Consider the following 19,826-nt stretch of genomic DNA (forward strand, 5'->3'; position numbering starts at 1 on the left):
AATGGCAAGCAACCGCAGCTATACGGTGATCGGGCTGTTCATGCTCGGCGCGATCGTACTGACCGTGGTCGGTATTCTCGTGCTGGGCGGCAACCGCATCTTTTCGAACAGCCGCCAGGCAGTCATCTTCTTCGATCAGTCCGTGCTCGGGCTCACCAACGGGTCGAAAGTGCTGTTTCGCGGCGTGCAGGTGGGTACGGTCAAGAACGTGCAGCTGCGTCTGGACCCGCAGGTGGGCAAGGCACGGATCGGTGTGACCATCGAAATGGCCGGTAACAACACCGTGATGATGAACGGGGCGCCCACCAGCGAACAGCTCAGCATCGAAGAGCTGGTCCGGCGCGGGCTCCGTGCCCAGCTCGTGGTATGGAGCTATGTCACTTCGCAGCTGGCGGTGAACCTCGATTTCCAGCCTGATACAGAGCCGCAGTTCGCGATCAATCGCGACACCCTGGACCTGCCGGAAATTCCGGCGGTGCCCTCACAGATCGAGCAGATCAAGGACACCGTCACCGGCCTGCCCTGGAAGGAAACGCTGGAAACGGTGAACGAAACCATGGAATCGGTGGTCACCCTGGCCAACGGCATGGATGATCTGATCAAGCGCATGGGCCCGAATCTGGAAAAGACCACCAATACCACCCGCGAGGCGATCGCCGCCGCTCGCGATGCGGTCTACATGAATTCGCGCCAGTTCGAGAAAACGCTGGAAAGCGTGCGCGCGCTTACGACCAACGTGAATACGCAGATCGAATCGCGTGACGAGCAGCTCACGCGGCTACTCGACAACGCCGAGGCCACCAGCGCCAATCTGCAACAGCTCTCGCAGAACCTCGAGAACCTGACCGACCCCAACTCGGATACTCGACGCGACCTCGAAAGCACCATTCGGGATCTGTCGGCGGGTGCGTCGTCCATGCGACGCTTTGCCGAAACACTCGAGCGCGACCCCAATGCCCTGCTGTTCGGTGGAGGCCAGCGATGATCAAAAAGCTCATGCGGGGCAGTATTGCCCTGGTATTCGTAGCCGCTACGACGGCTTGCAGCAGCGTTGCACCGCTGCAGCAGGTGCTGCTCTCGCCGCCCCAGACCGCACGCGCGAACAGCGAGGCCAGCAGCTGGGAGGTGCGTCGGGTACGCGTGCCGGAGTATCTGGATAACTACGATATTCAACTGCGTACCGACGAATACGTGCTCACGCGCATGCCGAACGCGAAATGGGCCGAACGCCTGCCGGTGGCCATGACCCGTCTGCTGCAACAGACGATCGATGAAAAACTCGTCGGCAATCGCGGGCGCGACTACGAGGTGGATGTGACGGTCGATGCGTTCGAACCGCAGCCGTCGGGCCAGGTCGTGCTTGCCGCGCGGTGGAAGGTCACCGAGTCCAAGGGCGAAACGGTGGTCGCCCGCGACAACACGGTCATCCAGCAGAACCTGCCGGCGCGACCGCGCGACCCCGCGGCGGTCGGGCAGGCGATGTCGGACGCGGTGCGTGAACTCGCCTTCGAGATCGTCGCTAACACCCGGCACTGAGCCGAGCCGCCTGGGGGCGGACAAATCGACCCTACGGTTGATCGGGGCGAGGGTGGACGCCTGGCTGGCATGACGTCGCCGTGCTCGCGACTGCCAACTAGGCAGACTGGCCGTACAGCTCGGCTTGCGCGACCATGGGCCAGGGCGCGGGGCGCACGCGGAGGCTCGGGGCGCGGGAGTGACCGTATTGTCGATGACGGTCGACACAGGCTTGCGAGATGCAGGGCAGCCGAATGCCGGTCACTCTTCGCGCTGTCGCGTTCCTGGGCGCGCGCAGGCAGATAGCTTAGCTCGGGCCTTTGCGCCTCAGTGGCACTGCGGCTGCTCTACGTCTGGCTGCCCGCGCTGGTAGCCGGCGGTACAGACAAAAAAAGCCGCCCCTCGGGACCGAGGGGCGGCTTGTTACCGGCTCGCCGGTGGGGTCCTGTTCTATTAGAAGCGGAAACCCATCGACACTTGATAGAGAACGGCCTTGAAATCGTTGGTCGAGCTTACCGAGCCCACGTTGACCGGGCCGACCGTCGGGCTGAGCGCCGGCGCGTTCACGACGACGTTGTTGACCGTTGCTTCGACTTCCGCGCAACCCACGTACTTCACGTCGGCGGTAACGAACAGTTTCTCGCTGAGATTCACGTCCATGCCGACCTGACCGACACAGGCCACCGGCTTGGTCAGGTTGAGCGTAGGTTCGTTACCGTAGGCGTTGAGAACCTCATTGGTGACGTCGGTATCGAAGGTATAGAGATACATCGCGCCGGCACCGATGTAGGGCTGGAACATGGTATCCACCCACGGCCGGTAGATGATCGTCAGGTTCGGCGGCAGCGCCTTGAGCGTGCCGATCTTGCGGCCCAGTGCGGGCACGCCGGTCGGAATGCCGCTCTGCGTTTCCGGTGCGATCGACTCGTTGATCGCGCGGCCGCTGACTTCGAAGTCGAGCTTCAAGGGCGGTGCCAGCGTGACTTCCGCGGCCAGGTGACGACCGGTCTTCGGAATATACATGCCGATGGTGCCGCCGAGCGTGGTCTTGTCGCCGACGGATGAGCCGGTGCCTTCGAGTTCGCTCGAGCCCACGCCGAACGGCTGGGCCGCCAGACCGTTCGCATTATCAATTCTCAACCGCGAACTGTCGCCTTGATAACTCAGGTGCAGTACGCCGACGCGGTAGTAGGTGTTTTCCTTCGTATACTCCAGCGCCTGGTGGAAGAAGCCGCCGTTGTCGTCGACGGTATCGGTCTCGGCGTTCTGGGTTGTGGTCTGGGCAAATGCAGTGCCGGCCAGCAGCATAAGGCTCGCGCCGCCCAGCAGTTTTGCCGCGTGCTGGCTCAACCGCCGGCGCGCTGGCTTGTTCTGGTGAATCATCTCCCGTCTCCCTGTTAGATTCTTGTTCGTGTTGGAGGGCGCCGCGCCGGTCTCCCCCGGCGCGGCGGCACTCAGTTGCTAGCGATTCGGAAACGCGCGGCCGCCATGGACCGCATTGCCTACGAGCTGGAACGTGAGTTCAGCAGGCTCGATGGTGGCCGTTGCGGGAATCGGTAACCCCGCCAGGCTGGCTTCGGCCTCTAGCTCGATTTCGTTCGCATTCCGCAGCGAAATGACCAGCCGCCCGTTCTGTTCGAACGTCACCGGCCCTACCAGGTTGGCAACGAACTGCTGCTGGTCGAGGCTGACGTTGTCACCGTCCGGCGCGTTGGCCACCAGATTCAGCGACGCCGCGAAGCAGGGCTCGAAGTCGTATTCAACGCCGCTCGGGAACTGGCCCGTACAGCGTTCTACGATATAGCCGGTCTGATTCGGCGTGCCGGTCGGATTGGCCTGCTCATCGTTCGGGAAGCGCAGCAGTATGCGGCCGGTGTTGATCGTCAGCGCCGGCAGACCGACGACTGTCGCCGTGGCCTCAACGCCCGTCAGGCTGGTGATCCCGCCGGGCAGCAACGACACGGGTACACACGTCTCAGGCGTTTCGCCCACGGCCGATCCGGCATTGGGCGTGTCGCCCTCGCCGAATTGAACGGCGTCTACGCGCGCGCATTCTGTGGTCGCTTCACGAATGGCAATCGGGCGCGCGAGCGACAGATAGTTCGCATACTTGCCGTCAGGGCGATCCGGGTTCTCGACCGTACCGACAGCCGCATCCAGCGTCAGCAGGGTGCGATTACCCGGCTGCGGCCGTTCGCCAGCGTCGACGCGGCCGTTACCGTTGGTGTCGGTTTCCGGCAGCGTGAACTGGGTGGTGTAGTAGTCGTTGTTGGCCGCAATCGCATCGAAGGGCATGACGATATCCGGGCCGCCCGCGGTGCCGGTCGACGAGTCGGTCGACCCGGTGCCGTTGAGCGGGTCGGTATTGACGGCCACATTTTCGAGGTCGGTAATCACGCCGGGTGCACCTTGGGTACAACGGTCGCCTTCGGTACCGCACACCACGATCCAGTAGCGCGTGCCCTCATCAAGATACTCGTTCGGACGAATCGTGAAGGAGCGGGTCTGGGCGTCGCCGGGGTTGGCCAGGGCGATGGCCGCGTCGACCGCGCCCACGCACTGTCCGTTCGCATCCATCTGCTGCAGGGCAACGCTCGCGCCTTCCACGGCGTTGGGTTCGCCACTGCCAGCTGTCAGGCAGCCGTCGGCCAGCACGATCGTGCTCGCGTCCACGAACTTGGACAGAACGGCATCGACCGGGACATTGACCGGGCTTTCGAACACCGGGTAGTTGAACGCGGCATTGCTGGCCGAGCTGCCCACGCAGTTGCCGGCGGTATCGCCACCCGTGAGGAAGGAGTCGTTCACGTTATCCGTCTCGAGTGCACAAGGCACACCGGGCGATAGGGTGCCGAGCAGCGGCGGCGCGCTGTCAGTGGTCACCTGAGGCTCGGTACGGAAGTTCATGGTCAGCCGTGGGCCGGCCGCGTTGCTGCCGCTGAGCGGGTTGCCGTCGAGATCTTCAATCGCGGTGTTGAGGGTGAGGGTGTAGTCCGTATCCGGCGTGAGCAAGCCGACCGGGCCCACGACCACACTGAAGCCTTCGACACGGTAGGTCGCCTCGACGGTGGTGCCACCGCCGGTGAGCTGAATATTCTGCGCGTTGACCGTGTTCGGATCGATCGGCGACGAGAAGACGATCGCCGGACTGGATTCGATCGGGAAGCTGTTGATCGCCGCGCTGTTGTCGGTCTGGATATTGCCGTCGATACACAGGGGTTCGGGCAACACGGTCGGCGCGACGCCCTGGCTCGCGTAAATGGCGTTATAGCCCGCCGAGCCGAAGGCATACAGACAGGCACTGGGCGAGCGCGCGGTGATGACCGGGCCCACCGAATCCTCGGTGCCACTGCCGCCTTCGCCATCGGTCGGATTGGCCGGCAGGACAAGCGTCAACTGGAAGTTGACGGTGGCGTTATCGGTACGGTTAACGTTGATGGGGAAGGTCCCCAGGGTGCTGATTTCCAGATCGCCGTTGTCGCGCGGTATGGCCAGGCCTGCTGCCTGGATATTGAGCACGCTCTGGTTGAACACGCCGTTGGCCAGCTGCTGAATGACGAAGTTTCGCGAATCCGAGGCCAGGGCGGCGGTCACCAGCGTGCCGATACCCAGATCGAAGCGAAGCTGTACCGCGGTGGGGGTTTCCACGTTGCGGTAGTCGTTGCTCATCAGATAGACGCTGACGTCGTTAATGAAGTTGACGTCGATCGGGCCGCTGTCGATCGGGGTTTCAACGCCCAGTTCCTCGCCGCCGAGGAATAGCTTGAGGCCCTTGAGCTGGAATTTCTGGCCGGCGCGAATCACCGCCGGAATGACGTCGCCGTAGCCAGCGGTGCCCGGGGTGGCGAGCGTGGTGGCAACGCGGTTGCGAATCGGCGGGTTGGCGTTGGCGTCGCCCGAGCCGAGCACCGGCTGGTCGTTGCTGCCGATCAGCTGCGAGTCGATGTCAATGTTGTTGATCGGCAGGCCGGTCAGCAGGTTGTCGGGCAGATCGTCCACGTCAGCGGCCGAGCTGTCGTCTTCGATGACCAGCGTCTGGTCGGTCGGCTGATCGCCCAGAGTCAGCACCGTACGCTGCTGGCTGCCTGCGGTCAGAGACTTTCCGAATACCGACGTAATACCGTCCGTCCAGCTGACGGTATAGTTGCCAGGTGCAAGATCCTCGTTGGGATCGAACACGATATAGCGGCCGAGCGCGGTCAAGCGCGCATCCGTCACGGCGCCGTCGGGGCCTTCAACCGTGAAGGTCTGGTTGTTGACCGTGGCGGGGTCGACCGGTTCGTTAAGAATCACGCGAATCGCGTTGAACTGCGTGAACACGCTTTGACGATTGGTCTCGGGGTTCGTTTCGCCCGGGGTCACGGTGGTGACCTGGAAGGCGCCTTCGGCCGGGCGGCCTTCGGCCGGACGGCTGCGGAAGGTAAACAGCGTAGCGCCGGCGTCGAAGCGGGTATTGCCGCCCGACAGAGCCTGGGTTGCCACGACCGAATAGTCACGGTTCGGCAACAGCGGCCCGTTGGGCACCAGGCGCAGAATATTGGGTCGGTCGGCGTCGCGTTCCACCGTAATGCCCGGCTGCGCGGTGTTGCCGTCGACCTGCAGCTCGAGCGCATCGCTCACGTCGCCGGAAACGCTGCCGTCGAAATTGACGACCATCAACGTATCCAGCGGCACATCCTGCTGGCCGTTGAACGGATAGGTGAAGTTCAAGCCACCGGCGGTGACTTCGCTTCGTGGATTGGACTCGCCGTTGTCGCCGCCACCGCCGCTCGAACAGGCAGGCAGAACGGCTGCAGCCGCGATGAAAAGCGCGGCCACGGCGAGGCGGCTACGGCGCGGTGGGCGCGCGTTGTACGCGCCGGTGGGCGTCGTGTCCGAGTCCTGAACGGAATCGGCACAACGCATCCGAAGAGAATGCATCGATAGCACGGCTTGTCTCCCTAGTTGTGAGCGCATCATTACGACACGCGTTCTTTTTAGAATACCCCGTTCGAGGACGATAAACGAGATTGGAACGGCGCGCCATACAGCGCGGGAATATATTGAACACACTCGACTTTTGCGGCATTGCAGCAATGCTGCCAGGGTGTCCCTTTGCCCTGCCGAATCGTACGTGTTTCAAGGGTTGCAGCCCGTTGCCGATACTCACGGGTTATGCAGGCGCGGGTTTTATCGCAGCCGCTGCCGGGCGCCTCGTTCGCCGTGAAATCCGGTTTCACGCGCGCAAACGCGCAAAACCTCGCCGGTAATAGCTGTTTCCGATGGTGTTCTGCGAGAGTATCGAGAAAGGCGCGCTAAACCCCTGTTTTGAATGCCGCCGGTGGCGTTAGGGGGATCTGCCGTGGTTGCGAACGTGACCGTGCGATGAACCTTGCGCGCCGTGGGTCGCGACGTCGCGGGCAGGGCGGCCACGATGAGAATCAGGCGTCCAGAAACGTGCAGATATGACGTGCAATGGCCTGGGGTTTTTGCAGGTGGAGCATATGCCCACAGCCGTCGACCACGATATGGCGCAGGTCGGTAAAACAGGCCCTGCGTTCGGCCATTTCGGCCTCGCCGCAGAAGTATTTCGCCGGCGAGTCGCCGCCGTCGATGCACAGCACCCGGGCGCTGACTTCGCGCCATAGCGACTTTGCTTCGGCAGCACGAAAGGCATAAGGCAGGGGCACCCGATGCCACGGGTCGACGCGTATGCGCCGTCTGCCCTGTGGGTCTATGGCAGCAGTCCATTGCTCGGCGAGCCGGCGAGTCGTGGACTCGTCGAGTTCCGGGTAGCGTGCAGCGATGCGCGAAGCCGCGGTTTCGATATCGTCGTAGACTTTCGCACTCGGGGGCGTGGCGTGGGCGTCCAGCCAGCGCCGATAACGGCTGGGCACCTCGCGCGTGTCGCTGTCCGGTACGTTCAGGCTGTCGAGCGTGACCAGGTTGGAAACACGCGTCGGCCGGGTGCCGGCATACAGGCTGGCCACCTGGCCGCCCATGCTGTGGGCAATGAGGGTAACGGGCGTGTCGCCGTCGATCAGTTCGTTAAGCAGCCGCTCCAGATCGAGCAGGTAGGTCGGGAACCAGTAGCTGTCGTGGGTCGCGTCACTGTCGCCGTGGCCGCGCCAGTCCGGTGCAATATAGCGATAGCGCCCCGGTGCCAGGGCTTGCATGGCCTCGACCAGCGGTTCGAAGCTGGCCCCGGTATCCATGAGCCCGTGCAGCAATACGATGGGTCTACCGTTGGGGTCGCCCGTGTCACGAATCGCGTAATCGAGTTCGCCGATGCGCAGCGATTGAACGGAGTCGTGTGAATTCATGATTCGACCTGTAGCGAATGGCGCGTGGCCCGTCGATGCACGTAGGCCTGGCGCGAATAGAAAACCGTAAGGGCGCCCAGAATGATCGCGATTGCCGCGAGCGTTGTCGTGGTCGGGATCTCGCCCAGAAAGAGAATCGCCCACAGGGTGCCGAAAACGGTTTCCAGCAGCATCAACAGGCTGACCTCGGGCGCCGGCAGATAACGCGGGCCGACACCGATCAGGGCAAAGGCCAGCGGCAGTACGATCGCCAGGCCGGCGAGGGCGCCCATGCCTGGCCCGGTAAGCGAAAACGGGTGCGCGAACACGGCCGTCGTGAGTGCGATCATCAGCCCGCCCAGGGCCAGACCGGGCAGGGTGTCGCCCTCGCCGGTGGCACGCATGACCACGAACATGGCGCCGAAAACCATGGCGGTCGCGATACCGGCCAACCGGCCGACGGTACTGCCGGCACCGCCCAGGGCGATAAGCAGCAGCCCGGCGGCGATCACGGCGGCCGTTAACCAGGTGCGCAGCGGGGCCCGCTCACGAAGAAAAATGACGCTGAAAAGCGCAGCAAAAGATCGATGCCGTGGCCAGACAGGCCAGGGTATCGGCGGTGGTGGTATGCGCTACGGTAAACACGAACAGTATGTTGCTGAGCGCGAATAGCAGACCCAGGCACCAGCCCAGTGGTCGGCGCAGCGGCATGAGCGCGGCGCGGGCAGCGCCGCGCTCGCGCCAGAACACATAGCTGCCCAAGCCCAGCGCCAGGGCGGTTCCGCGCCAGAACAGGGTCGTTGCGATGTCGGCGTCCAGCAGGCGGATGAGCAAGGTGTCTGGACTGAGCACCAGCACGCCACAGCCGGTGATGAGGATACCGCGCGCGCGTGTGCTCAAGGCCGATCGCCGGCATGGCTGACGCGTACGCCAACCGCTACGCGTTCGCCGCCGTTTCGTAAGGCTCGACCACGCGGTGGATGAACTCGATCTTGCGACGGGCCAGGGCATTGAGCACGAACGGATAGGCGTCGGCCAGGCCCATGCTGCGGTTGACCGCGTTCATGCCAATGGCGAGGTGCGTCCAGCGATGCATGAGCCCGTCGAAATCCCGGTGCTGCTTCTGCCAGGGCGGACGCGCCACCAGCTGATATTCGGTCGCGGTGTCCAGCGTATCGCGAATATGTAGATAGTGTGCCCACGATTCGGCCCAGTCCTCCCAAGAGTGGGACGAAGCATAGGGGGTGACGAAGTGTTCCTGCCAGTCGGTAGGCGCGCCGTTGGCGTAGTGGCGTTGCAGCGCCTGGCTGTAATCGGCTCGCTCGTCGCCGAACAGGGCGCGATATTCGTCGATCCAGGCGCTGTTATCGATCAGTCGTGCCCAATAATAGTGCCCGACTTCGTGCCGGAAATGGCCGATCAGGGTGCGATAGTGCTCGCCCATCTGTTCGCGCATGCGCGCGCGCGCGACGTCATCGGCCTCCGCAATATTGATGGTGATGGCGCCATTGGCGTGCCCTGTCGTGACCTGGGCCTGGCCAGCCAGGGGTTCGGTGAACTCGGTTTCGGCATCGGCGTCGGCCAGAAAGTCGAAGCACAGGCCGAAATCCGGGTCTTCATCGCGGCCGACGATGGGCAGCCCGAGCTGGCGCAGGTTGAAGATCAGATGGCGCTTGGCGTTTTCCAGTCGCGCCCATAACTCCAGATGGCGCGGTACGTCGAGGTCGGGAATGGTGCGGGTGAGACGACACGATGGGCAAAAATGGTGCGGCGACTCGTCCGGCACCAGCCAGTTGCAGACGTTGTGCTGGCTGTAGTTCTGACACAGGCGATAGACGCGTCCGCTCACGCTGCCCGACGCCGGCACCTGCCAGCGGCCGTCGCCGGTCGCTTCCAGCGCGGTCATGAGCATGGCTTCGGGGGCGAAGCCGAGGGTGCGCTCGCACACCAGGCAGTAGGTGTTACGAAAAAAGATCGAGTTGCCGCACTGACAGTAGAAGTCACGCATGGCCTGGTAAGCCGCCTCGCCGGCTGGAACAGCAGATCGCTATCATTGCTGAAAATAACGGCTTTGGATCGTTTCGCCGATTGTATTGAGTTCGATCTGCATGCGATCGAGGAATTCACTCAGGCGGTAGCCGGTCAGGGTGCCCGGATCGGTATCGTCGAGTCGCTGCACGGCGCTGTCGATGGCGGCGACGCAATCCGACGACGTCGGCAGGCGCGCCAGATGGTCGGCCGCCGCGTTGAGACAGAAGCGCACCGAGCGCGGAAAGGCGCTGTCGGCGAGCAGAAAGCGGATGACGCCGGCACCCGTGACCCGCACCCGCACGTGGCGGCGGTACATCTGGAACGCACTCAGCGATTTCAGCACGCTGATCCATTGCACGGTCTGGTAGGGACGCAGCTCGCTGGCCGCTTCGTGCAGCAGGTCGGCGCTGCGCACATCGATGATCCGGGTGGTCATGTCCGCGCGCTCGATCTGCAGGCCGAGCATGAACATGTCGTAGGCAGCATCGCGACTCATTCCGGACTCGATGAGCCCGGCCATGTGGCGTGCATTGCGTACGACGTGGTCCATCACCCGCGACCGGGCGAGTCGGCTTTCGATGTGCTGGCCTTCATCGGCGATGAACAGGTGCAGGCCGTTGATATCCTCCCAGACCTCTCTCGGGACGAGATCGCGCGCACTGCGCAGATTCTCGCGGGCGTTGGCAAGACAGCTCGCGATCGAGCTCGGGTGCATCCGGTCGGCCACCAGAAAGCGCATGACGCTGCCCTCGCTGTCGTCGGGATAGCGCTGTGCGAACAGATCCTCCGCGCCGACGATTTCAACCAGCGCGCGCCAGTCGAAGGCGGTAGCCCGCGGCATGTCCAGCAACAGCAGGCTGGTGGCATTGATCAGGCGGGAGCTGGACTCGGCGCGCTCGATATAGCGCCCGGCCCAGAACAGATTCTGTGCGAGTCTTGAAAGCATGCTTACAGCCCCTCGTCCGCGACAATCCAGGTGTCCTTGCTACCACCGCCCTGCGAGCTGTTGACCACGAGCGAGCCTTCACGCAGGGCGACCCGGGTGAGCCCGCCCATGGTCACGAAGGCGTCGTCGTTCGGCCGCGAGACGATGAACGGCCGCAGGTCGACATGGCGCGGCCGGGCGCGGCCTTCGACGAGCGTGGGCACGGTGGACAGGGCGAGCGTGGGCTGGGCGATGTAGTTGCGCGGGTTGCGCTGGATCAGATCCGCGAACTGCTTGCGTTCGGCCGCGCTCGACCGGGGGCCGATGAGCATGCCGTAACCGCCGGATTCGTTGGCCGGTTTGACCACCAGAGAGTCGAGATTCGCGAGCACGTGCTCGCGATGGCTGTCGTTCATGCACAACCACGAGGGCACGTTCGCCAGCTTTGCATCCTGGTCGAGGTAATAGCGGATGATCTGCGGGACGAAGGCATAGACCACCTTGTCGTCGGCCACGCCTGCCCCCGGGGCGTTGGCGATGGCGACCTTGCCGGCCCGCCAGGCACGCATCAGCCCCGGCGTGCCGAGCAGGGAGTCGGCCCGGAAAACCTCGGGGTCGATGAAGGCGTCGTCCACGCGGCGATAGATCACGTCCACGCGCTGCGGGCCGTCGATCTTGCGCGCATACACGCAGTCGTCGTTGCCCACGAACAGGTCGCTGCCCTGAACCAGTTCGGCGCCCATCTGGCCGGCCAGCCATACGTGCTCGAAGAAGGCGGAATTGAATACGCCAGGGGTCAGCACCACCACATTCGGCGTTACATCCTGGCGCGGAGACAGGGCATTGAGCGAATCCAGCAGCTCGCTGGCGTAATCATCCACCGGCAGGATGTGATGCTGGGCAAACAGTTCCGGAAACACGCGCTTGGAAACCAGCCGGTTCTCGACCATATAGGACACGCCCGACGGCACCCGCAGGTTGTCCTCGAGCACATAGATATCGCCGGCGCCGTCGCGTACCAGGTCCGAGCCGCAGATATGCGCCCAGATATCGCCGGGCGGACGCATACCCACGCACTCGGGACGGAAATTGACCGACTGTGCGAGCACCTCGCGGGGGAACACGCCGTCGGCGACGATCCGCTGATCGGCATAGAGATCAGCGACGAACATGTTCAGCGCGGTCACGCGCTGCTGCAGGCCTTCGCGCACCCGATCCCATTCTTGCTTGGGGATCGTGCGCGGCAGGACGTCGAAAGGCCAGGCGCGGTCGATCATCCCCGCGTCGGAGTACACCGTAAACGTGATGCCCATCGACTTGATCGCCAGATCGGCGGCCGCGCGCCGCGTCTCCAGCTCGTCGCGGCCGAATTCGCCGAGATAGCGCACCAGCGCCTCGGCGGCGTGCCGTGGTTGCCCGGTATCGTCAAAGGCTTCGTCGAAAAAGCCCGGGCTTCGATAATCACGCCACAAGTCATTCATGAGTAGATGCTTCCTATCGGCGAAACAACGCGCGCCACGTATTTCCATGCAAGACACAGACCGAAATGCTTAGCCTGTCGTCACGAGATAAGCCGTCGCATCGGCGGCCCGCGTCTTGCCTGACACGCCCGGCACCGGCAATGCGATGTATATCCCGCGACGACAGGCCCTGAGGAATCTCTGCAAAACCTGTCGTGGTCGCGCAAAGCCCGGGCCTCGAAGGCGTTCGGCCTCGAAAGTGGTACGACCGCGTTGCCGAGCTTGATCTGCCCACAACGCAGATGCGGCGCTTGCACGCCGTGGCGCAACGCAGTTGAGGGCTCGAACGCGAGCCGCAAGAGGTTATGCAGAGATTCCTTAAACAGCGTGCTAGACTCCCCGGCTTGTTTTCGGGAGTTATTCGGGCATGGCGGATACAACAACCGCAGCCGGTGCCGGCGTCGTGTTCAAGGGTCGTATGATGACCCTCACGGTTCTTGAGATTCGCGAGACCGACAGTACACGTATTGCCGAACAGATTGACGCACAAATGGCGCGGGCGCCCGGTTTTTTCGAGCGTATGCCGGTATTGCTGTCGCTGCCGGAAAGCGTGCCCGATCTGGCCGCGTTGAGCGCCATCATTCGCGAGGCGGGCATGATTCCGGTCGGCGTGCTCGACCCCGGCCCGCAGGCGCGCGAGGCCGCGCAAGCGGCAGACATGGCCACCATGGACTCGCCGGCGCGCGGGGCGGCCAAGGCCGCCACCGAAGCCGAGCCGAGCGGTGAGTCAACCGCAGAGCCGGCGGCCGACGCGCAGCACGCTGGCGAACCGGTGCGCCGCGAACAGCCGCCGCGCACGCCCACGCGGCTGGTGACCAAGCCGGTACGCTCGGGCCAGCAGATTTATGCACGCGGCGGCGATCTGGTGATTGCGACATCGGTATCGGAAGGCGCCGAAGTTCTGGCCGACGGGCATATTCATATTTACGGGGCGCTGCGCGGCCGTGCACTGGCCGGTGCGACCGGCGATACAGAAGCACGAATCTACTGTCGGCGCTTCGAACCGGATCTGATCGCCATCGCTGGCTGCTATAAAGTCGCCGATGCGATTGAAGAGGGGGTACGTTCCAGGGCCGTAGCGGTTCGCCTGGACAACGATAACTTGAGCATCGAATTGCAGGAGTAAAGAGTGGCAAAGATCATCGTCGTCACGTCCGGCAAGGGCGGGGTCGGCAAGACCACTACCGCCGCTTCTTTTGCGGCCGGCCTTGCCATGCGGGGAAACAAGACCGTGGTCATCGACTTCGATGTCGGTCTGCGCAACCTCGATCTGATCATGGGCTGCGAACGCCGGGTGGTGTTCGATTTCATCAACGTCATCAGCGGTGAGGCCAACCTCAAGCAGGCGCTGATCCGTGACAAGCGGCACGAGAATCTCTACATCCTGGCCGCGTCGCAGACGCGCGACAAGGATGCGCTGAATCAGGAAGGCGTCGAGCGTACGCTCAACAAGCTGGCGGAAGATTTCGACTACATCATCTGCGACTCGCCGGCCGGCATCGAAACCGGCGCGATCATGGCGATGTATTTTGCCGACGAAGCGCTGGTGGTGACCAACCCCGAAGTGTCGTCGGTGCGCGACTCGGACCGCGTGCTGGGCATGCTTTCGTCCAAGACCAAGCGGGCCAAGGAAGGCGGCGAGCCGGTCAAGGAGCATCTGGTGGTCACCCGCTATGCGGCCAGCCGCGTGGGCAAGGGCGAAATGCTTTCGCTGGACGACATCAACGATATTCTGGGTATTCCGCTGCTGGGCGTGATTCCGGAATCCGAGAAGGTGCTCAATGCATCGAACTCGGGCACGCCGGTGGCCATGGAAGACAACGCCGATGCCGGCCAGGCGTATCTGGACCTGGTCGCACGATTCCTGGGTGAAAATCGGCCGATGCGTTTCACCGAGGCCAAGAAGAAGTTTCTCGACCGGCTGATGGGGAGGTAACGGACCATGGGTTGGCTCGACGTATTTCGTAGCAACGACAAGAAGACCTCGGCACAAACCGCCAAGGAGCGCTTGCAGGTGGTTGTCGCACACCGACGCAGTGGCGGCGGCGATCATCCGGCGTATTTCCCGCAGTTGCAGCAGGATCTGCTGGCGGTTCTGCGCAAGTATGTTCAGGTGGGCGACGACGCGGTGCAGATGGAAATCGAGCGCGAGGGCGACCTCGAAGTCCTCGAACTCAATATCACACTGCCCGACGACGCCCGTCACTAGACCATAGCGAAAAACCAAAGCCGCCGGAGGAGCCGCATGCCCACGAAAGAGCAGGAGTTCGATTATATTATCGTGGGCGGCGGCTCTGCCGGCTGTGTTCTGGCCAATCGGCTCAGCGCCGATCCCGATGTCTCGGTGTGCATGCTCGAGGCCGGGCCGGCGGACTGGAACCCGCTGATTCATATCCCTATTGGCATCATCGGCCTGATGTGGTCGAAGATGTTCAACTGGGCCTATTACACCGCGCCCCAGAAGCACATGAATTCGCGCGAGATGTTCTGGCCGCGCGGCAAGACGCTGGGCGGTTCCAGTTCGATCAACGCACAGTGCTATACCCGCGGCAACGCCTGGGATTACGACCACTGGGCAGAGCTGGGGAACCGTGGCTGGGGCTTCGATGAGATGCTCGGTTATTTTCGCCGTTCGGAGAAATTCGAGGCCGGCGCGAGCGAGTATCACGGCAGCGACGGCACTTATTGTGTAAGCGCGCCGCGGCATGTGAACCCGCTCAATCATGCCTTCATCGAGGCCGCCCAGGCCTGTGGTCTGCCGCGCAACGACGATTTCGGCGGCGCGACCGAAGAAGGGGTGGGTCTCTACAGCGTGGCCCAGAATAACGGCCGTCGTTGCAGTAACGCCGATGCGTTCTTGCACCCGGTCGCCGATCGCAAGAACCTCACGGTGATCACGCGGGCGCGGGCGAAGAAGATCCAGCTCGAAGGCAAGCGAGCGGTCGGCGTGACATACAAAAAGGGCTGGTTCGGCGGCGATCGTTCGCTGCGGGCGAAGCAGGAGGTATTGCTCTGCGGCGGTGCGATCAATTCGCCGCAGCTGTTGCTGCTTTCGGGTATCGGTCCGAAGTCCGAAATCGAACCGCACGGGATTCCGCTGGTTCACGAGCTCAAGGGCGTGGGCCGGAATCTGCAGGATCATCTCGACGTCAGCATCATCGATATCGAGAAAACCAAGCTCAGCCTGCGCCTGGGGCCGAAGTTCCTCTTGGTCGATGGGCCTGTCGCGGTTTATCAGTATTTTGTACATGGCCGTGGCCAGCTGGCGAGCAACGTAGCAGAGTCCGGCGGCTTCGCGCGCAGCGACGACAGCCAAGAGCGCGCGGATCTGCAGCTGCACTTCATCGCCACTATCGAGCAGGATCACGGGCACAATCTCTGGAACACGATCAAGCATTACGGCTATACGCTGCGGGTGTGCGATCTGCGTCCGAAGTCGCGTGGCCATATCGGCCTGAAAAGCGCCGACCCCATGGACGATGCGTTGATCGATCCCAACTATCTCGATCATCCGGACGATCTCGCCCAGTTGGTCAAAGCAGTCAGGCTCGGCCGGCGGATCATGCGCGCCGAGCCTCTGGGTAGCCACCGCGATCGCGAGCTGGAACCGGGCGAAAAGGTCGAGGACGATGCCGAGGTCGAGGCGTTCGTACGTGATCGCGCCGAAACGATCTACCATCCGGTGGGCACCTGCAAGATGGGGCACGACGACGAAGCGGTCGTGGATGATCGCCTGCGGGTACACGGCATGCAGGGACTGCGCGTGGTCGATGCCTCGATCATGCCCACTCTGGTTGGCGGCAACACGAATGCGCCCACGACCGCGATCGCGGAAAAAGCCGCCGATATGATCCGCGAGGATCGCCTCACGGCCTGAGCACGGCGGCCATGCTTGGCCCGGGTTCGGCTTGGCGTCGACCCGCGGTGGGGCTGGGGCGGCCGATCACGTCACTGTTTGGTGGGTGCTGACACGATACTATTGATCGGGCGCCAAACCCGCCGGCCACGTGGCTGTTTTCAACGCATCGAAAAACTAACGCCGGCACCTGTCCGTCGTTTCTTCCAATGCCTTCACGGCCGTTGGCTGTAGCCCGCGTGCTTTCACCGACGCGGGCTACCAATCAGGAAAAGTCATCGATTTTGTTACCGGATCGATAAAATAGTCCGGAACCCGAAGAGTTGGCTTGCCCGGTTGTATTCGACGGTTTCGCGTTCACGCGCTGCGGCAGGCATGTCTACATACGCGAGCGTCCCACCCGGACAGGCATCTATCGATGGGCCGGAAGCGTGGCGCGTCGTTGCCACTGGCGTTGCCGGTGTCGCGACAAAAAAGGCCGCCGGCGCGTAACGCACGGCGGCCTGATCGACAGCAGGGCCGCCGGCACGCGGCAGCCCGAGTATCTTAACGGTCGCGCAAGTCCTTGCGCAGGATCTTGCCGACGTTCGATTTCGGCAGCTCGTCGATGAACGCAACCTGTTTGGGGACCTTGTAGCCGGTCAGCTCCTTGCGACAGAACTCGATGAGTTCGTTCTCGGTCAGGCTGTCGTCCTTCTTGACCACGAAGACCTTCACGGCCTCGCCGGTCTTTTCGTTCTCCACGCCGATGCAGGCAGCTTCGAGCACCTTGGGGTGCTGGGCCACGACGTCTTCGATCTCGTTGGGATAAACGTTGAAGCCGGACACAAGAATCATGTCCTTCTTGCGGTCGACGATATAGAAAAAGCCCTGCTCGTCGTAATTGGCCACGTCGCCGGTACGCAGGTGTTCGCCGAAGAACGTCTTTTCGTTCTCCTCCGGCTTGTTCCAGTAGCCGGCCATGACCTGCGGGCCTTTCACGCACAGCTCGCCCGGCTCGCCGGCGCCCACTTCGTTACCGTCGTCGTCGCGAATCGAGACTTCGGTGGAGGGCACGGGCAGGCCGATGGAGCCGTTGTAGTCGTCCAGATCCAGCGGATTGATACACACCGCAGGCGAGGCTTCGGTCAGTCCGTAGGCCTCGATGAGCGGGATGCCGGTGATCTTCTTCCACTTTTCGGCCACCGCGCGCTGTACGGCGGCACCACCGCCCAGCGTGATCTTGAGCTTGGAAAAGTCGAGCTTGGCGAAACCGTCATCGTTGACCAGAGCGTTGAACAGGGTGTTCACGCCGGTAAAGGCGGTCGGGCTGTGTTTTTCGAATTCCTTGACCAGCGCCGGGATATCGCGCGGGTTGGTAATCAGCACGTTCTTGCCGCCCTGCTGAAAGAACACCAGGCAGTTCGCCATCAGCGCGAACACGTGGTAGAGCGGCAGCGGCGTGATGATCACTTCCTTGCCCGGATCGGTCCAAGGGTCGAGCCAGGTCTGTGCCTGGGCGATATTGGCGACCATGTTTCGATGCAGCAGCACGGCGCCCTTGGCCAGGCCGGTGGTGCCGCCGGTGTACTGCAGGAACGCGATATCGTCGGGTTTGACGCTGGCGGGCTTGAACGTTTGCTTGGCGCCCTTGCCGAGGGTGTCGTTGAACTTGATCGCGCCCGGCAGCTTGAAGCTGGGCACCATGCGTTTGACGCGTTTGACCACGAAGTTGACGATCGCGCCCTTCACGGTAGGCAGACAGTCGCCAATCTGCGTGGTGATGACCGCCTCCAACGGCACCTTGTCCACTACTTCCTCTAGCGTGGCGGCAAAGTTCTCGACGATCACGATGGCGCGGGCGCCGGAGTCCGACAGTTGGTGCTCGAGTTCACGCGCCGTATAGAGCGGGTTGACGTTGACCGCCACCATGCCCGCGCGCAGGATGCCGAACAGCGCGATCGGGTACTGCAGGAGGTTGGGCATCATGATCGCGACGCGATCGCCCTTGGAAAAACCGAGCTCGTCCTGCAGATAGGCCGCGAAATCGCGGCTGCGGGACTCGATGTCCGCATAGGTGAGCTCGCAGTCCATGTTGCTGAAGGCAACGGCGGAGTTGAACTCGCGACAGCCTTCTTCGATCAGGTCAACCAGGGTTTGGCTCGATTCGACGTCGATCTCCGCGGCAACGCCTTCCGGGTAGCGGTCCAGCCAGATTTTATTCACGAATTCTCCTCATGGAACGGCAATATTCATCGGCGCGCGCTAGCACGCGGATGGAATCTAAGGTATCGCAGTCGCGCCGCGAATGCATTGCCGAATGCATTATCGCGGCGCGATCGCTGCGTTTTTATTGCTTTTAACGCAATTCCTTGCGCAGTATCTTGCCGACGTTGGACTTGGGCACTTCGTCGATGAACTCGTAGTGCTTGGGTACCTTGTAGGCGGTCAGGTTCTCACGGCAGTACTCGCGTACCGAGTCCAGGCTCAGGTCGGCCCGCTTTTTCACCACGAACAGTTTCACGGCTTCGCCGGATTTCTCGTCGGGGACGCCGACGGCGGCCGCTTCCAGAATATCCGGGTGGCCGGCCACCACGTCCTCGATCTCGTTGGGATAGACGTTGAAACCGGACACCAGAATCATGTCCTTCTTGCGGTCGACGATATAGAACCGGCCCTGGTTGTCCTGGCGAGCAATATCCCCGGTTCTGAAGAAGCCGTCGTCGGTGAATGCTTCCGCGTTGACGTCGTCCTTGCGCCAGTAGCCGGCCATGACCTGCGGGCCGCGCACGCAGAGCTCGCCGGGTTCGCCCACATCCAGGCTGCGCCCGTCGTCGTCGCGGATATCGACCTCGGTCGAGGGCAGGGGCAGCCCGATGGAGTGATTGAACTCGCTGATGTCCAGGGGGTTGCAGGTGACCACCGGCGAGGTTTCAGACAGTCCGTAGCCTTCGATGATGGGCTTGCCGGTCACCTGTGCCCAGCGCTGAGCCACCGGTTCCTGCGTGGCCATGCCGCCGGACATGGAGAACTTCAGGGTGGAAAAATCCAGGTCCGCGAAGCCCTCGGTATTGAGCAGGCCGTTGTAGAGGGTGTTCACCCCGGTGATCGCCGTGAACGGGTACTGCTTGAGCGTCTTCACGAAGCCGGGCATGTCGCGCGGGTTGGTGATCAGCACGTTCTGCCCGCCCACGGAGAAATACACCAGCGTGTTCACCGTGAGCGCGAAGATGTGATACATCGGCAGGGCGGTGATGATGAGCTCGCCGTCGTCGCTCATTTCCGGCTTGAACCATTCCTGGCACTGCAACACGTTGGCCACCACGTTGGCGTGGCTGAGCATGGCGCCCTTGGCCGGGCCGGTGGTGCCGCCGGTGTACTGCAAGAAAGCCAGGTCGTCGCCGCCCAGTTCCACCGGCTCGAACTGCTGCGATTGTCCGGCGCTGAGAGCCGTATTGAAGTCGGTGGCGCCGGGCAGGTTCCAGTCGGGCACCATCTTCTTCACGCGCTTGACCACGAAGTTGGTCAGGGCGCGTTTTATCGGCGAGAGCATATCGCCGAGCTGGGTGGTGATGACGGTTTCGACCGGCACCCCGTCGTAGATCTTTTCCAGCGTCGCGGCGAAATTCTCCATCACCACGAGGGGGCGTACCTCGGCGTCCTTGAGCTGATGCTCGAGCTCGCGCGCGGGGTAGAGCGGGTTGATGTTGACCACCACA

Annotated in this window: 16 protein-coding genes; 6 read left to right on the forward strand and 10 right to left on the reverse strand. The window is 62.9% G+C overall.

Translation table 11 applies throughout. The features are described from left to right. Position 1 precedes the first annotated feature (1 nt). Together C84B14_RS05245 and C84B14_RS05250 are read left to right on the forward strand one after the other, a co-directional pair. A complete protein-coding gene (locus C84B14_RS05245; protein WP_353222391.1) occupies positions 2-985 on the forward strand; it encodes an MlaD family protein in 984 nt (327 codons plus the stop codon). Then, complete coding sequence (locus C84B14_RS05250; protein WP_348766304.1) at positions 982-1,536, forward strand: PqiC family protein; 555 nt, start codon at positions 982-984, stop codon at positions 1,534-1,536. Before C84B14_RS05245 ends, C84B14_RS05250 begins: the two co-directional genes overlap by 4 nt. Positions 1,537-1,968: 432 nt before the next feature. On the opposite strand, the gene C84B14_RS05255 is transcribed toward C84B14_RS05250, so the two are convergent. The 8 genes from C84B14_RS05255 to C84B14_RS05290 form a co-directional block, all read right to left on the reverse strand. Then, entirely contained in the window at positions 1,969-2,898 is a 930-nt protein-coding gene (locus C84B14_RS05255; RefSeq protein ID WP_353222393.1) for an OmpW/AlkL family protein, read from the reverse strand. Positions 2,899-2,976: 78 nt separating this feature from the next. Then, a complete protein-coding gene (locus C84B14_RS05260; RefSeq protein ID WP_353222422.1) occupies positions 2,977-6,435 on the reverse strand; it encodes an Ig-like domain-containing domain in 3,459 nt (1,152 codons plus the stop codon). A gap of 500 nt (positions 6,436-6,935) precedes the next feature. Next, a complete protein-coding gene (locus C84B14_RS05265) occupies positions 6,936-7,817 on the reverse strand; it encodes an alpha/beta fold hydrolase (RefSeq protein ID WP_353222395.1) in 882 nt (293 codons plus the stop codon). Next, on the reverse strand, positions 7,814-8,308 hold the full coding sequence (locus C84B14_RS05270; protein WP_353222397.1) for an EamA family transporter: 495 nt from the start codon (positions 8,306-8,308) through the stop codon (positions 7,814-7,816). Before C84B14_RS05270 ends, C84B14_RS05265 begins: the two co-directional genes overlap by 4 nt. A 34-nt stretch (positions 8,309-8,342) precedes the next feature. Next, positions 8,343-8,696 (reverse strand): hypothetical protein, encoded by a 354-nt coding sequence (locus tag C84B14_RS05275; protein ID WP_353222398.1) that lies wholly within the window; start codon positions 8,694-8,696, stop codon positions 8,343-8,345. A 37-nt stretch (positions 8,697-8,733) separates the two neighbouring features. After that, positions 8,734-9,804 (reverse strand): zinc-binding metallopeptidase family protein, encoded by a 1,071-nt coding sequence (locus tag C84B14_RS05280; protein WP_353222400.1) that lies wholly within the window; start codon positions 9,802-9,804, stop codon positions 8,734-8,736. A 42-nt stretch (positions 9,805-9,846) separates the two neighbouring features. Then, the gene (locus tag C84B14_RS05285; RefSeq protein ID WP_353222402.1) at positions 9,847-10,773 is read right to left on the reverse strand and encodes an alpha-E domain-containing protein; all 927 of its coding nucleotides are present in this window, start codon (positions 10,771-10,773) and stop codon (positions 9,847-9,849) included. Between the two features lie 2 nt (positions 10,774-10,775). Further along, positions 10,776-12,233, reverse strand: a complete 1,458-nt coding sequence (locus C84B14_RS05290) for a circularly permuted type 2 ATP-grasp protein (RefSeq protein WP_353222403.1) — start codon at positions 12,231-12,233, stop codon at positions 10,776-10,778. A 406-nt stretch (positions 12,234-12,639) separates the two neighbouring features. Here C84B14_RS05290 and minC point away from each other — a divergent pair, with 406 nt between their 5' ends. Genes minC through C84B14_RS05310 form a run of 4 tightly spaced genes read left to right on the forward strand, consistent with a single transcriptional unit; the run spans position 12,640 to position 16,149 of the window. Further along, positions 12,640-13,398 (forward strand): septum site-determining protein MinC, encoded by a 759-nt coding sequence (gene minC, locus C84B14_RS05295; RefSeq protein ID WP_353222405.1) that lies wholly within the window; start codon positions 12,640-12,642, stop codon positions 13,396-13,398. Between the two features lie 3 nt (positions 13,399-13,401). After that, positions 13,402-14,208, forward strand: a complete 807-nt coding sequence (gene minD, locus C84B14_RS05300) for a septum site-determining protein MinD (RefSeq protein WP_348766824.1) — start codon at positions 13,402-13,404, stop codon at positions 14,206-14,208. 6 nt (positions 14,209-14,214) lie between these two features. Further along, positions 14,215-14,481: a cell division topological specificity factor MinE gene (minE, locus tag C84B14_RS05305; RefSeq protein WP_348766823.1), complete on the forward strand. Its 267-nt coding sequence runs from the start codon at positions 14,215-14,217 to the stop codon at positions 14,479-14,481. Between the two features lie 36 nt (positions 14,482-14,517). Then, a complete protein-coding gene (locus tag C84B14_RS05310; protein WP_353222407.1) occupies positions 14,518-16,149 on the forward strand; it encodes a GMC family oxidoreductase in 1,632 nt (543 codons plus the stop codon). Between the two features lie 525 nt (positions 16,150-16,674). Here C84B14_RS05310 and C84B14_RS05315 read toward each other — a convergent pair. Beyond that, positions 16,675-18,333, reverse strand: coding sequence for an AMP-binding protein (locus tag C84B14_RS05315; protein ID WP_353222409.1), 1,659 nt, complete (start codon positions 18,331-18,333; stop codon positions 16,675-16,677). Between the two features lie 133 nt (positions 18,334-18,466). Then, positions 18,467-19,826: AMP-binding protein (locus C84B14_RS05320; protein ID WP_353222411.1), on the reverse strand; the 1,360-nt coding region annotated here is incomplete at its 5' end.

The sequence above is a fragment of the Salinisphaera sp. C84B14 genome, from assembly GCF_040361435.1.
Lineage (GTDB): Bacteria > Pseudomonadota > Gammaproteobacteria > Nevskiales > Salinisphaeraceae > Salinisphaera.

Excerpts from the sequence above, each read along its gene's own strand:
- C84B14_RS05280 (WP_353222400.1), bottom strand. The coding sequence starts at position 9,804 with ATGCGTGACTTCTACTGTCAGTGCGGCAACTCGATCTTTTTTCGTAAC.
- C84B14_RS05310 (WP_353222407.1), top strand. The coding sequence starts at position 14,518 with ATGCCCACGAAAGAGCAGGAGTTCGATTATATTATCGTGGGCGGCGGC.
- minE (WP_348766823.1), top strand. The coding sequence starts at position 14,215 with ATGGGTTGGCTCGACGTATTTCGTAGCAACGACAAGAAGACCTCGGCA.
- C84B14_RS05260 (WP_353222422.1), bottom strand. The coding sequence starts at position 6,435 with ATGCATTCTCTTCGGATGCGTTGTGCCGATTCCGTTCAGGACTCGGAC.
- C84B14_RS05290 (WP_353222403.1), bottom strand. The coding sequence starts at position 12,233 with ATGAATGACTTGTGGCGTGATTATCGAAGCCCGGGCTTTTTCGACGAA.
- minC (WP_353222405.1), top strand. The coding sequence starts at position 12,640 with ATGGCGGATACAACAACCGCAGCCGGTGCCGGCGTCGTGTTCAAGGGT.
- C84B14_RS05245 (WP_353222391.1), top strand. The coding sequence starts at position 2 with ATGGCAAGCAACCGCAGCTATACGGTGATCGGGCTGTTCATGCTCGGC.
- C84B14_RS05250 (WP_348766304.1), top strand. The coding sequence starts at position 982 with ATGATCAAAAAGCTCATGCGGGGCAGTATTGCCCTGGTATTCGTAGCC.
- C84B14_RS05255 (WP_353222393.1), bottom strand. The coding sequence starts at position 2,898 with ATGATTCACCAGAACAAGCCAGCGCGCCGGCGGTTGAGCCAGCACGCG.
- C84B14_RS05285 (WP_353222402.1), bottom strand. The coding sequence starts at position 10,773 with ATGCTTTCAAGACTCGCACAGAATCTGTTCTGGGCCGGGCGCTATATC.
- C84B14_RS05265 (WP_353222395.1), bottom strand. The coding sequence starts at position 7,817 with ATGAATTCACACGACTCCGTTCAATCGCTGCGCATCGGCGAACTCGAT.